The sequence below is a fragment of the Comamonas sp. SCN 65-56 genome, assembly GCF_001724135.1.
Classification (GTDB): domain Bacteria; phylum Pseudomonadota; class Gammaproteobacteria; order Burkholderiales; family Burkholderiaceae_C; genus Comamonas_C.
Window position 1 is genome coordinate 26,057 of record NZ_MEDS01000010.1, and the last position, 14,095, is coordinate 40,151.

General features: G+C 62.2%; 15 protein-coding genes. 7 read left to right on the forward strand and 8 right to left on the reverse strand.

The genetic code is table 11. The features are described 5' to 3' along the window. Positions 1-3: 3 nt before the first annotated feature. The 3 genes from ABS45_RS07295 (at position 4) to ABS45_RS07305 (ending at position 2,098) form a co-directional block, all read left to right on the forward strand. Positions 4-306, forward strand: coding sequence for a HigA family addiction module antitoxin (locus ABS45_RS07295; protein WP_291554538.1), 303 nt, complete (start codon positions 4-6; stop codon positions 304-306). A 151-nt stretch (positions 307-457) separates the two neighbouring features. Then, positions 458-1,492 (forward strand): ParA family protein, encoded by a 1,035-nt coding sequence (locus tag ABS45_RS07300; RefSeq protein WP_291554540.1) that lies wholly within the window; start codon positions 458-460, stop codon positions 1,490-1,492. After that, a complete protein-coding gene (locus ABS45_RS07305) occupies positions 1,493-2,098 on the forward strand; it encodes a hypothetical protein (RefSeq protein ID WP_291554542.1) in 606 nt (201 codons plus the stop codon). Positions 2,099-2,211: 113 nt separating this feature from the next. On the opposite strand, the gene ABS45_RS07310 is transcribed toward ABS45_RS07305, so the two are convergent. Both ABS45_RS07310 and ABS45_RS07315 read right to left on the reverse strand, forming a co-directional pair. After that, positions 2,212-2,532, reverse strand: a complete 321-nt coding sequence (locus ABS45_RS07310) for a type II toxin-antitoxin system PemK/MazF family toxin (RefSeq protein ID WP_291554544.1) — start codon at positions 2,530-2,532, stop codon at positions 2,212-2,214. Further along, entirely contained in the window at positions 2,526-2,780 is a 255-nt protein-coding gene (locus ABS45_RS07315) for an AbrB/MazE/SpoVT family DNA-binding domain-containing protein (protein ID WP_291554545.1), read from the reverse strand. Before ABS45_RS07315 ends, ABS45_RS07310 begins: the two co-directional genes overlap by 7 nt. 185 nt (positions 2,781-2,965) lie before the next feature. Between ABS45_RS07315 and ABS45_RS07320 the strand changes: the two genes are divergently transcribed. Together ABS45_RS07320 and ABS45_RS07325 are read left to right on the forward strand one after the other, a co-directional pair. Continuing rightward, positions 2,966-3,220, forward strand: a complete 255-nt coding sequence (locus tag ABS45_RS07320; protein WP_291554547.1) for a type II toxin-antitoxin system CcdA family antitoxin — start codon at positions 2,966-2,968, stop codon at positions 3,218-3,220. Between the two features lie 16 nt (positions 3,221-3,236). Further along, complete coding sequence (locus tag ABS45_RS07325) at positions 3,237-3,566, forward strand: CcdB family protein (RefSeq protein ID WP_291554549.1); 330 nt, start codon at positions 3,237-3,239, stop codon at positions 3,564-3,566. 451 nt (positions 3,567-4,017) lie between these two features. Here the strand turns inward: ABS45_RS07325 and ABS45_RS07330 are convergent, their stop codons facing one another. The 6 genes from ABS45_RS07330 to ABS45_RS07355 all read right to left on the reverse strand — a co-directional run bounded on the left by ABS45_RS07330 (position 4,018) and on the right by ABS45_RS07355 (position 11,111). Further along, the gene (locus tag ABS45_RS07330) at positions 4,018-4,995 is read right to left on the reverse strand and encodes a porin (RefSeq protein WP_291554551.1); all 978 of its coding nucleotides are present in this window, start codon (positions 4,993-4,995) and stop codon (positions 4,018-4,020) included. A gap of 285 nt (positions 4,996-5,280) precedes the next feature. Then, positions 5,281-6,051 (reverse strand): 16S rRNA pseudouridine(516) synthase, encoded by a 771-nt coding sequence (locus ABS45_RS07335; protein ID WP_291554554.1) that lies wholly within the window; start codon positions 6,049-6,051, stop codon positions 5,281-5,283. Positions 6,052-6,078: 27 nt separating this feature from the next. Next, positions 6,079-6,780, reverse strand: a complete 702-nt coding sequence (locus tag ABS45_RS07340) for a nucleoside-diphosphate sugar epimerase (RefSeq protein ID WP_291554556.1) — start codon at positions 6,778-6,780, stop codon at positions 6,079-6,081. Positions 6,781-6,810: 30 nt separating this feature from the next. Beyond that, on the reverse strand, positions 6,811-9,057 hold the full coding sequence (locus tag ABS45_RS07345; protein ID WP_291554558.1) for a molybdopterin cofactor-binding domain-containing protein: 2,247 nt from the start codon (positions 9,055-9,057) through the stop codon (positions 6,811-6,813). Next, positions 9,054-9,515, reverse strand: coding sequence for a (2Fe-2S)-binding protein (locus ABS45_RS07350; protein WP_291554559.1), 462 nt, complete (start codon positions 9,513-9,515; stop codon positions 9,054-9,056). Before ABS45_RS07350 ends, ABS45_RS07345 begins: the two co-directional genes overlap by 4 nt. A 24-nt stretch (positions 9,516-9,539) precedes the next feature. Continuing rightward, entirely contained in the window at positions 9,540-11,111 is a 1,572-nt protein-coding gene (locus ABS45_RS07355) for a fumarate hydratase (RefSeq protein WP_291554561.1), read from the reverse strand. Positions 11,112-11,232: 121 nt separating this feature from the next. Between ABS45_RS07355 and ABS45_RS07360 the strand changes: the two genes are divergently transcribed. Next, positions 11,233-12,483, forward strand: a complete 1,251-nt coding sequence (locus ABS45_RS07360; protein ID WP_291554563.1) for a hypothetical protein — start codon at positions 11,233-11,235, stop codon at positions 12,481-12,483. A 59-nt stretch (positions 12,484-12,542) separates the two neighbouring features. Continuing rightward, positions 12,543-13,931: a class II fumarate hydratase gene (gene fumC, locus ABS45_RS07365; protein ID WP_291554565.1), complete on the forward strand. Its 1,389-nt coding sequence runs from the start codon at positions 12,543-12,545 to the stop codon at positions 13,929-13,931. Positions 13,932-14,095 lie beyond the last annotated feature (164 nt).

Consider the following 14,095-nt stretch of genomic DNA (forward strand, 5'->3'; position numbering starts at 1 on the left):
TTTATGGCGCGAGACATTCCATGGCCGCACCCCGGCGAAACCCTGTTGCATGAGTTTATGGAGCCTATGGGCCTGACCCAGTACCGGCTCGCCAAGGAGATCGGCGTGTCGCAGCGCTGCATCGGCGAAATCGTGGCTGGAGCGCGGTCGATCACGGTGGATACCGGGCTGCGTCTATCCAAGTTCTTCGGTACGTCGGATGGGTTCTGGACGAGGTTGCAGTTTGATCACGATACTGCGGTGGTGAAAGAGCAGATGGCTGAAGTATTGGGGCGGATCAGGCGATTTGAACAGGAGCGTTCCTGAGTTGCGCGGTGGTTGGTTGGCGAGTGAAATTTTAAGTAAATGCGCGAATGCTATTTTGCAAGATATGGCCCCAAAGCCGTGGTGGCCCAGAAATTTCAGAGAAACCTCGGTTGCAAATTAGTTGGGACGGTAATTTTGGATCAAAAGGTGAATGATGGGCAGGTACGCACTCTGGAATAATAAAGGCGGAGTAGGGAAGAGTTTCCTCACCTTTTCGCTTGCGTGTGAGTATGCAATAACTCATCCGGATGAAGAGGTGTTGGTTCTTGATCTTTGTCCACAAGCGAATACCACAGAAATGTTTCTTGGAGGCAAAGATGGTGCGATAGCTCAGCTTCAAACGATGTATGGAGAGAAACCGAGACGCTCTATCGGAGGGTATTTCGAGTCACGTCTGACGTCGCCGTTTATACCAATGCCTAGTGTACAGGATTTCCTTTATAAACCCAGTTCCACCAATCGAAATATTCCAGAAAATCTTGTTTTGGTTGCAGGCGACAATTTGTTGGAACTCCTCGCTGAGGCAATGCGTGGCGTCTCACAACTTGCATTGCCAAATGACGCGTGGGCGAAAGTTATGCGTTGGTTGAATGATTTAATACGCACATTCACTGAGGCGTCACAATATAGCGACGTAACAACGTTTATTGATTGCAATCCAAGCTTCTCTATGTACACGCAAGTTGCGCTCTGTGCAGCTGAATATGTCGTTGTTCCGTTCACTGCTGATGATAGTTCTAGAAGAGGTATTGAAAACGTCTTGGCGTTGTTATATGGAATTGCTTCGAGTGAGTTACAAGGTTACGCTAGGCTGAGTTTTTCTTCGAGAGCATCGCAGGACGGCGTGGACCTCCCCCGCCTGCATACGTTCGTGAGTAATCGTGTGACGATGTATAAAGGCAAGCCAAGTTCAGCCTTTCAGGCAAAGAGCGCACCCATCAAGTTGCTTGTGGATAATGCATTGTCCCAAGGAAAAAAATATTTTGCTAACTACAAAATATCTACTGATTTATTTGTTGAGATGCCAGATTATCATTCGGTGGCTGTGGTGGCTTCTTCCGAAGGTTGTCCTTTGTCTCGGCTTAAGTCTGGACATCATGGTGTAGATGGAGATATCGTACAAGTTAACCAGAACGCTATCGAAAAATATACTAAGGCAGTTGCCAAACTCGTCCAGAGATTGTAAATGTCTTCTTCGGTAGCTTTGAGTAAATTTTCCGCTTCGGTGGCAGGTGCACGGGTACTCGCCGGATTCCACGGAAACGTAAGTAATGCTAGCCCAAACCAGAGATTTACTGATACGTGTGTGCTAAGCGCTGCGGTTGCTCATGGCGTAGGCTGTTGGGAAGGCTATCTTGAAGCGGTCTTACGAGAATTTGTCTCAAAAACGCGGATACAAGCTCATAGGCGAGCTTGGACTTTGATTGTCCAATTTGAAGCTCTCGTTGATAAGGCGGCCTCAGAATTAAATACCCCAAGTTGGGATAAGTGTCGTGATTTGATTTTGAATATCACTGGCATGGATGTATACCCGTCATGGATTTGGAATGCGAAATTTTCAAATCAAACCGATACGAAGGCATTTTTTGATGGAGTCCTCAGAGTTCGGCACTCTTTTGCTCATGGTTTTTCTATTCCGAACGATATTCCTGGGTTAATTTTGGCTGGCAATTTAGATAAAGCGTATGTTGCCAATGCGATTTCTTGCGTGGAATTCTTCGCACAAAAAACAGATTTATTACTGGAATATGAATTAACCCATCGTCATGGGTGCTCGAATGGTTGGAACTAATTTTTCGCGGTCGCAGGGTCATCGCGGTCGCAGGGTCAGGTCTTGCAATCATTCATTAGCTCAGTTGGCTGATAATTTTCAGAAATATTTGCGCTGATGCAGGCTTTTGCCTTTCAGACAGCAAACAACTCCTGCAAAGTGTGCAGAACCTGCGCCTGCGTCTTGGCGGACGCAGCACCCAGCCACTTGACCAGCCGGGTTTTGTCAATGGCGCGCATCTGATCGAGCACCACCAGTCCCTTGGTTCCTGCATGGGTGATCGGCACCCGAAACGGCGCAGCAAAGCCTTTGGAGGTCATCGGCGCGACGATGACGGTGCGCAAGTGTTCGTTGAGCTCTGGGGGCGAGATGACGATGCAGGGGCGGCTTTTCCTGATTTCGCTGCCTACCGTGGGGTCGAGGTTGACCAACCAGATGTCGCCGCGCGCTACCACGCCAGATCCTCGTCTTCGGCATTGGCGAATTCGCTCATCAGCAGTTCCTCTGTTTCGGCGGTGGCGATGGCCTGCGCGGCCGCTGCCCAGTCGGTGCGTGGCGCTGACGAGGGTTTGCGCAGCACGATGGCTCCGTCTTCGATGCTGAGGGTGACGCAGTCGCTGTCGGCCAACCCGGCCTGTGCCAGCACGGGCTTGGGCAAGACCACCCCTTTGCTGTTGCCTATGGTACGAATGGTGATATCCATGCTGCCTCCTGGAAAGTTAATACGATGTTATTACGTTTTATGGATGGCGACAAGACGATGGCGTAAGCATGTTCCGGTTGTTCAAAGCGGTGCGTGGTGTGGGGCTTGCAGGCGACGAGTGCAAGGCACTTCACCGTGCCGTGCGTTCTGTAGTCTTGTCCGATTAATGCGCATAAGATGCGCATATGCAAACCTTGGTACATGCTCAGGGGCGCAAGCGTCCTGTCAATCTCACGCTGAACGCCGAGTTGGTCGATGAGGCGCGCGCGCTCAGCGGGAACCTGTCGGCTGCTGTAGAGGCGATGCTCACCGAGTACGTGGCGCGTGAGCGCAGCAAGCAGGCGCAGGAACGCCTGTCGGCTGCGGCCGCGTGCCGCACCTGGAATGCTGTTCTGCAGGCGCACGGCGGCTCTTTCGCCGACGAGCACTCGCCGCTTTGAAGCGCCTGGTTGGCATATGGCGCAGTTTGACGTTCACGCGTACAAAGGTCGGCAGCGTGCTGACGTGGCCTATGTGGTGCTGGTGCAGTCTGCCCTGTTTGACGACTACCGCCGCCGCGTCGTGGTGCCGCTGGTCAGGCTCAGTGCGGTGCCGAAGGGGGCGTCTGTTCTCGGCTCGCGCCTGAACCCGGTTTTTCAGGTTCTGGGGGTGGATGTGGTCTTGCACCCGCTGGATATGGTCTCCATGGATATGGTGGCCTTGGGCGAAAAGGTGACGTCGCTGGCCGAGCAAGGCCAGGCAATTGCCGGTGCGCTCGATGAGCTGTTCACGCGTTCATGGGGCTGAGGTTTGCGGCGGGGGATTGAGGTTCAGGTCTTGCAATCCATCCATTGGCTGACGATGGCACCTGCATCCAGGTGCGTGGCCTGTGGATCGAGGCTTCGGCCAACATGGCTGGTACAGTGCGCGCGGACAGTGCACGCCCGCTGGAATCGTCACGCGAATGTAATCAATGGATTCCATAATTGCCGCTGTCTGGCAATCCGTGATTTCCCCTGAACCTGACCATGACCTGCATGGCTGGACGACGGGGTGATCAAAATGCACCGCTGCCAGGCGCAGACAGAGTGCACGGTTTTTTCATTGCAATACTCCGAGGAGCGGTTGGTGGACCGCTCCTTTTTTTTGGGTGCTTCGCGAGCGCCGAGCGCATCCATGCCAGCGCGCCAGCGAAAACGCCGCGCAGGGCGCGGCGTTGTCGGGATGCTGCGGCGCGGCGACGGGCTGCCGCGCGGCATCAGAAGCGGTGCACCATGCCCACGCCGAAGGTATTGGAGCCCGTGGTGCCGTTGATGGCCTTGCCTTCCTTGTTCAGGCCGCCGTAGCCTGCGTACAGCAGGGTGCGCTTGGACAGTTTGTAGTTGGCAAACAGTTCGATGGCGGTTGCGCCTTCGCGGGTGGCGCTGGGGTTGCTCGTCACGCGGGCCACCTGGGCGCCCACCGTTAGCGCGCCCAGGGGAACGGCCACGCCCAAGCCGAAGCCCTTGCCGGTGGTGCGCGATTCGTCCTGCGTGTACAGGCCGCTCACGATGAACGAGCCGAAGTCATAGCGTGCGCCCAGTGCAAAACCGGTGCGATCGGCGCTGCCTTCGGCCATCTTGCTGGCCACGACGATGCCCAGGTTCAGGGGGCCGCTTTTGTAGCTGGCGGCAAGCTGGTACGAGGTCTTGCGCGTGTCGGCGGCGCCCGCGGCGGGGGCAGTCTTGTTTTCCTTCAGTACCACCGAGGCGCGGGCCTGAAAGCCGCTCATCGTCGGCGAGGTGTACATGAACTGGCTGTTGGCGCGGTTGCCGCCCAGGCTGCCATCGGCTCTCAAGCCCAGGTTTTTCAGGGCCGAGGTGGCGTTGGCCGTGCCGTTCAGATCGAACACGCCCATGGTGTCGCTTTGAGGCGTGGTCCTACGGCCCATGCTGAATTCGCCAAAGCCGCCGCCCATGCCCACGTAGGCTGCGCGGTTCCAGGAGCCGCCTGCGCCGGTTTTGAGGTCGACTTCCTGCTCGAAGTTGAAAATCGCCACCCGGCCACCGCCCAGATCTTCCCGCCCGCGCAGGCCCAGCATGCTGGTTTCCTTGTAGCTGCTGGTCATCTGTGCCTTGCCGCCAAAGGCTTTGCCCAGACCGCCATCGGCGCGGCCATACAGGGTGACGTTGGACTGGGCCGAAGCAATGGTGGCGACGCTGCCCAGCACGGTCAGGGCGATCAGTGATTTTTTCATGGGAGAACTCCAAGGGGTGTTGAGGTGAAACGTGATCGCGTTTCAATACGAGAAACATCGAGAACACCCCTGGATTACGCCTTTCGGATATGACAGCCCTGAAACAACGCCTGGTTTGTATTCAAATAACAACAAAGTGGGGTATGCGCGGCGCAACGTGACGGGCACCGGCCTATGGATGCAGTGCGTTGGCGGCGCGGCGGGTTTGCATTCAGCAAACACCGTGGAGCATCAATTTTCGTAGCTGTCCGCGCTGGTTGCATAAGCGATACAGCCATTTTTTATCTAAATTCTCTGGTTGCCAGCGGGTGGCAGCGCCGTGGCTTGCTTGCCTTGGAGCCGCGCCAGCTGTTCGGCATCCAGCCAGCACCATTGCCCCGGCGCGAGGTCGGCGGGCAGCGCCAGGCCGCCGATGCGCGAGCGGTGCAGCGCCTCCACGCGGTTGCCCACGGCGGCCACCATGCGCTTGACCTGGTGGTATTTGCCCTCGGTCAGGGTGAGAAGCAGGCGGTGTTCGGCCACGGCCTCGCAGGCGGCGGCGCGCACGGGCTGCGGGTCGTCCATCAGCACCACGCCGCTGAGCAGTTGCTCGATCTGCCGTGCCTCCACCGGGTGGCGGGTGGTCACTTCGTAGACCTTGGGCACGTGGTGGCGCGGCGAATTCATGCGGTGGATGAAGGCGCCGTCGTCCGAGAGCAGCAGCAGGCCGGTGGTGTCCTGATCGAGCCGGCCCACCGCCTGCACGCCCTGGGTCTTGCCGGGGGCAGGGCGCTGGCGCAGTGGCGCGGGCAACAGGGTGTAGATGCTGGGCCAGGCGCCTGGGCGCTGGGAGCATTCGGTGCCCGCCGGTTTGTGCAGCATGAGGTAGGCGAGCCTGCGGTAAGGCCACCGTTGGCCTTGCACGGTAAAGTTGAACGCCGGGTCCTCCACCGGGCATTCGGTGGCCGGGTCGTCGCAGGGCAGCCCCTGCATGCTCACCAAGCCCTGCTGAATCAGACCGGCGCAGACGCGGCGGGTACCAAAGCCCTGGGTGAAAAGCAGTTCATCAAGACGCACGGATATTCTTTTCCCTTTCGCCCGGGCTCATGCGGGCGAATCCGTGCCCGCGCTGCGCTGTGCGGCCCCCTGCATCGCGCCGGAGGTCAGCAGTACGCGGCCCGACGCAGTGGGCACGGTCTGTGCCAGCGCAGCCGCGACATCCGCAGCGGCTATGGCCTGCCATTGGCGCGGGATGAGGGGGCGCAGCAGATCGTTCAGGCGTTCGCCCCAGATTTCGCCGCTGCGCGTGTGCTGACCAAGCGCTGCGCGGTCGCCACGCAGCAGCGAGGGGCGGGCAATCACCAGCGCTTCAAAGCCCAGGCCCGCGAGCGCCTGTTCCAACTCGCCCTTGATGCGGTTGTAGAACACCGGCGATGCCGCGTTGGCGCCCATCGCGCTGATCAGGCCCAGGCGGGTGGCGCCCGCGGCGCGGGCGGCGCGGGCCAGTGCCAGATTGGCGTCCACGTCGATGGCGCGCATCGCGGCCTGGCTGCCTGCCACCTTGATGGTGGTGCCCAGCGCCAGGTACATCTCATCGAGTGGCGGCAGCGTGATCGGCACTGAAAAATCGACCGCCAGCATGTGCAGCTTGGGGTGGGTGAAGCCGGGCGCGCGCCGCGCCAGCGCATGCACGCTGGCGACGCCTGGATCGTTGCACAAGGCTTGCACGATCTGGCTGCCGATCAGGCCGGTGGCGCCGGCGACGGCGACGCGGCGATTACGCCGCGGATCGGATTTCATTGGCATGCCTGTGCATTCGGAATCGGTGCGCGAACTTCAGGCAAACGCCACCTGCCTGGCGAACGGCATTTCGCGCAGCCGCACGCCGGTGGCGGCAAAAATGGCGTTGGCCAGTGCCGCGGGGGCGGGCGGCACGGGAGGTTCGCCCGCGCCGCGGATTTTGTGGCCGTTTTCCAGCCCGCGCACGAAGATCTCCGGGCATTGGTCAAAGCGCATGCCCATGTGTTCGTGGAAATTGCTCTGCTGCGCCTTGCCGTCGGCGTAGGTGATTTCGGCATTCATCGCATGCCCCAGTCCCCAGACCACGCCGCCCTTGACCTGGTTGTCGAAGTTCACCGGATCGACGACCTTGCCCACATCGAGCGCCACCCAGACCTTGTCGACACGCAGGCCCTGGGGTGTTTGGGCGACTTCGACCACCTCGGCGCAGGGCACGCCGAAGGACTCGATGAAGGCCACGCCGCGCCCGCGCCCTTCGCCGAGTTGGGCGCCCTTCCAGTCGCACATTTCGGCGACGGCTTCCAGCACCTTGCGCGCCACCGGGTCGTTGGCCAGGCGCAGGCGCTCGTGCAGGGGGTCGGCACCGGCGGCGTGGATCAGCTCGTCCAGAAAGCCATCGGCAAAAAAACCGGCGGACGATGCACCGACCGAGCGCCAGGAGCTCGTCGGCGCCAGTTCCGGCACGCGGTAGGCGCGCATGCGGTAGTGCGCCAGTGCGTAGGGCAGGTTCCACGCACCGGCCGGGATTTGTCCGTCGGGCCCGGGCATCGGCTGACCGAGGCGCCCCATTTGCGAGGCGCTGGAGGAGACGGAGGCTATATCGAGCGCCATGGCCTGCACTTGGCCGTTGGCGACCGTACCGCGCCCGCGTGCCATGGTGATCTGGCGCGGGAAGTCGTGGGCGAAGTCTTCCTCGCGGCTGAAGGTCAGCTGGATGGGGATGCCGGGCATCTGCCGGGCAATCTCCGCCGCCAGCGTGATCTGCTCGGATTCCAGCCGGTGGCCGAAGCTGCCGCCGCAGTATTGATTGTGGACATGCACCCGCTTGGTATCCAGGCCGGCAATCTTGGCCACTTTTTCCTGGACGAAGCGCGGTACCTGGCTGCCTGACCAGACATCGACCTGCTCCGGCGTGTAGCGCACGACGGCAGTGAGCGGCTCCATGGGCGCATGCGCCACATAGGGCGCGCGGTATTCGGCGCTGATGGCATCGTTGCCCAGCGCGGATTCGACATCGCCGTCGTTGCGCCAGACCTTGTCCAGCCGTTCGGCGGTGAAGGAATCCGCCACGGCCTTCCAATGCTCCGCCTGCTCTGCCGGGTAGGGCGCGGGGCCCCATTCGCAGGTGATGGCGTTGACGGCCTGGAAGGCGCGCCAGGTGTTGTCCGCCACCACGGCCACGCCGCCTGACACGGGCAGGATTTTCTTCACGCCGCGCAAACCTTCTGCGCCCTTGGCATCAAAGCGGATCAGCGCGCCACCCTGGCGCGGATTGACCTTGACTGCGGCATGCAACATGCCATCCATGCGCAGGTCAATGCCGTAGCGCAGCGCGCCGGTGGACTTGGGCGCCACGTCCAGCCGCGGCATGGGCTTGCCGATCAGGCGCCACTGGCTGGGCTCGCGCAGCGTGACCTGCTGCACCGGTTTTTCCGATGCGGCCAAGGCTGCGAGCGCGGTGTAGGGCAGGCGCTTGCCATCAGGCAGAACGACGGCGCCCTTGTCCGTCTTGAGCTGGTCCACGGGCACGCCCGACTGCCGCGATGCGGCTTGCTTGAGCGTTTCGCGCGCAACCGCACCGGCCTGGCGCAGCTTGACGAAGCTGTCGGCCACGGTGCTGGAGCCGCCCGTCATTTGCAGACCCATGACCTTGAACAGCGCGCCCATGGTGGCGCGCATGGCTTCGGCCGGAAGACTTTCATCGGTCGAGAGAAACGGCACCTGTTCTTCGGCCAGCGCGCTGTTGTAGTACGCGGCGCCGGGTGCGCCAGGGTCGGCCACGAAATCGAACTGTCCCCAATCCAGATCCAGCTCTTCGGCGATCAGCGCTGCCTGCACCGAGCGCACGCCTTGACCGACATCGGTATGCGGCGCGATCAGCGTGATGCCCTTGGCATCGATCGTGACCCAGGGGTTGAAAACGGCCTGACCGGGCTTGGAGGTGGCGTCCAGCGGGTTGGCTGGCGTTTTGCGCACCAGCCAGGTGCCGAAAGCCACGCCCCCGGCAAGGCCAACGGAGCCGACGAGAAAGCCGCGGCGGGCGATGGTGGCGTTGCGGCTCATGTCTTGGCCTCCAGCAGCTTGGCGGCCGCGTGCACCGCCTCGCGGATGCGCGGGTAGGTGCCGCAGCGACAAAGGTTGGCCGAGAGCGCGGCAGCGATCTCTGCATCCGTGGGTGCAGGGTTTTGGGCGAGGAAGGCTGCCGTCGTCATGATCTGCCCCGGCTGGCAATAGCCGCACTGCGCCACCTGGTGCGTGATCCAGGCCTGCTGCACGGCATGCAGGGTGTTGGCCGGCGCCAGCCCTTCAATCGTGGTGACGGCTCCCTTGACCTCACCCACGGGCAGCGAGCAGGAGCGCACCGCAGCGCCATCCACATGCACGGTGCAGGCACCGCAGACGCCGATGCCGCAGCCGTACTTGGGCCCGGTGATGTTCAGCTCGTCGCGCAGCACCCAGAGCAGCGGCATTTCGGGTTCGATGTTCAGCTCGTGTTGCTGGCCGTTGATCGTCAATTGCATCGTGGTGCACCCCGGTAAAACAAGTCAGGCTGTCGCTTTGGTTGCCGTATAGCTCCTGGCCATGTTCGCGGCGATGCGCTTTTGCCACTCGGCCGGCCCGGTGATGTGCTGGCTGGTGCCGGTGGAATCCACCGCCACGGTCACCGGCATGTCGACCACGTCAAACTCGTAAATCGCCTCCATGCCCAGGTCTTCAAACGCCAGCACGCGCGCATGTTTGATGGCCTTGCTGACCAGGTAGGCGGCGCCACCCACGGCCATGAGGTAGGCGCTCTGGTGCTTCTGGATGGCGGCAATCGCCTCGGGACCGCGCTCGGATTTGCCAATCATCGCGATCAGGCCGGTCTGCGCCAGCATCATTTCGGTGAATTTGTCCATGCGCGTGGCGGTGGTGGGGCCGGCCGGGCCGACGACTTCATCGCGCACCGGATCGACCGGGCCGACGTAGTAGATCACGCGGTTGGTGAAATCCACCGGCAGCTTCTCGCCCTTGGCCAGCATCTCCTGGATGCGCTTGTGCGCGGCGTCGCGCCCGGTCAGCATCTTGCCGTTGAGCAAAATGCGCTCGCCGGATTTCCAGCTTGCCACTTCTTCCCGGGTCAAGGTGTCGAGATCGACGCGGCGCGATTCAGCGTAGTTGGGCGCCCAGTCGAGCTTGGGCCAGAGGTTCAGGTCCGGCGCATCGAGGTAAACCGGGCCGGAGCCATCCATCACGAAATGCGCGTGGCGCGTGGCGGCGCAGTTGGGGATCATCGCCACCGGCTTGCCGGCCGCGTGCGTGGGGTAGAGCGCGATCTTCACGTCGAGCACGGTGGAAAGCCCGCCCAGGCCCTGCGCGCCTATGCCCAGGGCGTTGACCTTCTCGTACAGCTCCAGCCGCAGCTCTTCGACCTGGCTGAGTGTTTCGCCCTTGGCCGAGCGCTGTTGCAGCTCGTACATGTTCAGGTCTTCCATCAGGCTTTCCTTGGCCAGCAGCGCGGCCTTTTCCATGGTGCCGCCCACGCCTATGCCCAGCATGCCGGGCGGGCACCAGCCGGCGCCCATGGTGGGCACGGTCTTGAGCACCCAGTCCACCAGGCTGTCGCCGGGGTTGAGCATGGCGAGCTTGCTCTTGTTTTCGCTGCCACCGCCCTTGGCGGCGACGGTCACTTCCAGCGTGTTGCCGGGCACCAGCTGCACGTGGGTGACAGCGGGCGTGTTGTCTTTGGTGTTCTTGCGCGCGAAGAGCGGATCGGCAACCACGCTGGCGCGCAGGGTGTTTTCTTCAGAGAGATAGGCGCGGCGCGTGCCTTCGTTGGCCGCGTCTTCCACCGCCTGGCCGGCCGGAAAGCCCTCGAAGCGCACGTCCATGCCGATTTTCAGAAACACGTTGACGATGCCGGTGTCCTGGCAGATCGGGCGGTGGCCCATCGCGCTCATCTTGCTGTTGGTCAGGATCTGCGCCATCGCGTCCTTGGCGGCTGGGCTTTCCTCGCGTTCAAAGGCGCGTACCAGATGCTGGATGTAGTCCGCAGGGTGGTAGTAGCTGATGTACTGCAGCGCGGCGGCGATGGATTCCACCAGGTCGGCGTAGCGGATGGTCGTGGTTGTCGTCATGGGGCGGATGGCTTCGGGGTGAATGGCAGACGCGCTTTGGTGGCGCGCCGCGGTTGGGCGTATGCTTGCAGCGCAGGCACGCCGCGTGCACCCCTCTATTTTGACAGCGGAGTAGCAGGTCATGAGAAACGCCACCATTGCATGCATCTCGTCCCTCGTGTTGGCTTTGTCCCTCACGGCCTGTGACGATGGGGTTGAGGAAGGCGAGGCCGATACGGCGCCACGCTATGGGCTGGCGGCGGGCGAGGAGATGGTTTCCGAGCCAAGCAGCGCGCCAGAGCCTGCGCAAGCGGCACCCCAGCCTGCGCAGAACCCGCGCCCGGCGCGGCAGAGCGGGGCCGAGCGGCCGGCAACGGCCGTCAGCACCAAGCACCTGCAAGCCGTGCAAATCATGGATCCAAGCGGCTTTGCCCAACCCGTCGTGGCGGCGAACGCGCAGATTCCGCAGGGCTGGAAGCTGGTGGGTGGCATCCAGTGGAACCCGGGCACACCCTGCGGCAACAATCAGCTGCGCATCAACTGGGGTGCGGTCGCGCCCGATCAGATCACCGCCATCGGTGCGCTGCCGGGCTTCAACTGGCAGGTGGCCGGTGCGGCGCAGCAGTTCAACCCGTGCCCGGTGGTGGCGGTGCGCGGCGCGCGCGAGTTTCTGGAAGCCACCGCGCGCAATCTGCGCCAGGGGGCGCAAATCCAGGGCTATGAAGACCAGACCGCCGAGGCAATGCGCCAGCTCAAGCAGCCCCTGACTGCGGGCAAGCAACTCGATGCCGGGCAGCTTCTGATTGCCTATACCGAAAACGGCGTCCCGATGCAGGAGCTGCTGCGGGCGGCGGTGCACTTCAGCACCGTCGGAAGCTCGACGATGGGGCAGGTTTACATGGTGTATGGGCACCGGGCGCGTGCCGGGCAGCTCGATGCCGAACTGTTTTCCACCGTGGTTGCGAGCGTGCAGGGCAACCCCGAATGGCAGCAGGCGGCGATGACGCGCATCAGCAAAGCCATCAAGCAGCACCACGACGGCATCAACGCCGACATCAACGCCTGGAACGCACGCGAGATGGCCAAGATCAACGCGCGTGGCGCGGCCGATCGTGCGGCGATACGCGCGCAGACGAACCGCGAGATTGCCGCGATCAACAGCCAGACGGCGGCCAACACCGCAGCCACCAACGACCGCATGCACCAGCGCACGCTGGAGGGCATAGGCGAGTACAACACCTACAACGGCGTGGGCGGTACGGCGGTGCAAAGCAGTATCCACGGCGGCGCACGGGTGTTTCAGGATACGAACAATCCGAACAACGCCTACAGCACCGATCAACCCTACGCACAGCCGCCTGGCGGCTATGTGGAGTTGGAACGCAGGCGCTGATGCGCCGGTTCATTCCCGCGCGGCAATCGATTTTTCAGAGAAGGAAGCAAAGAAGCGACATGACGAAGACTCGCATAGAACATGACACCCTGGGCAATGTCGAAGTGCCCGCCGAGCACCTCTGGGGCGCACAGACGCAGCGCTCCAAGCTGAACTTCGCGATCAGCGGCGAGCACCAGCCGGCCGAGATCATCCACGCGCTGGCGACGGTGAAGAAGGCGTCGGCCAAGGTGAACCACGCGCTCGGGCTGCTGGATGAAAAGAAAAGCCGGGCCATCATAGCCGCCGCCGACGAGGTCCTGGCGGGCCAGCACCCGGATGAATTTCCGCTGGTGGTCTGGCAGACCGGCTCGGGCACGCAGACCAACATGAACGTCAACGAGGTGCTGGCCAATCGCGCGAGTGAACTCATGGGCGGCGAGCGCGGCGAGGCGCGCCTGGTGCACCCCAACGACGACGTGAACAAGAGCCAGTCGAGCAACGACGTTTTCCCCACCGCGATGCATGTGGCGGCAGTCGACGCGATCACGAAAAAGCTCCTGCCCGCGATTGCCAAGCTGCACGCCACGCTCGCAGCCAAGGCCCGGGCGTTTGACGACATCGTGAAGATCGGCCGCACCCACTTGCAGGATGCGACACCGCTGACCCTGGGGCAGGAGATCTCGGGCTGGGCCGCGCAGCTCGCGCATGGCGAGGCGCATATCCGTGCGGCGCTGCCGCATCTGTGCGAGCTGGCGCTGGGTGGCACGGCCGTCGGCACCGGGCTCAACGCCCCCAAGGGCTACGCGCAGCAGGTCGCGGCGGAGCTCGCGCGCCTGACCGGCCTGCCGTTCGTCACCTCGCCCAACAAGTTCGAATCGCTCGCGAGCTGCGATGCGCTGGTGCATGCGCATGGCGCGCTGAAGACGCTCGCCGCGACCATGATGAAGATCGCCAACGACGTGCGCTGGCTGGCCAGCGGCCCGAGGAGCGGCATCGGAGAGATCAGCATTCCCGAGAACGAACCGGGCTCTTCCATCATGCCGGGCAAGGTCAACCCCACGCAGTGCGAGGCCGTCACCATGCTGGCCGCGCAGGTGCTGGGCAACGATGTGGCGATCAATGTCGGCGGCAGCTCGGGCAACTTCGAGCTCAACGTGTTTCGCCCCATGATTGCGCACAACTTTTTGCAGAGCGTGCGGCTGCTGGCCGATGGCATCAATAGCTTCAACGACCACTGCGCCGTGGGGATTGAGCCCAACCGCGCGCGCATTGATGAACTTGTCGCGCGCTCGCTGATGCTGGTAACCGCGCTCAACACCCATATCGGCTACGACAAGGCCGCCAAGATCGCCAAGAAGGCGCACCATGATGGCACCAGCCTGCGCGAATCGGCGCTGGCGCTGGGGTTTTTGACGGCGGAGCAGTTCGACGAATGGGTGGTGCCGGGCAAGATGGTGGGGCGTTGATTTGATAGCTGATAGCGCTTGATGATAGGACGCTAGAGGCCGATTTGATTGGTATTTTTACTCCTTCCCCCTTTGGGGGAGGGTAGGGATGGGGGCAAGGGAGCCAGCGTAACGACCAGCCTTGTTTAACACCGCCGGCCCCCACCCCAACCCTCCCCCAGAGG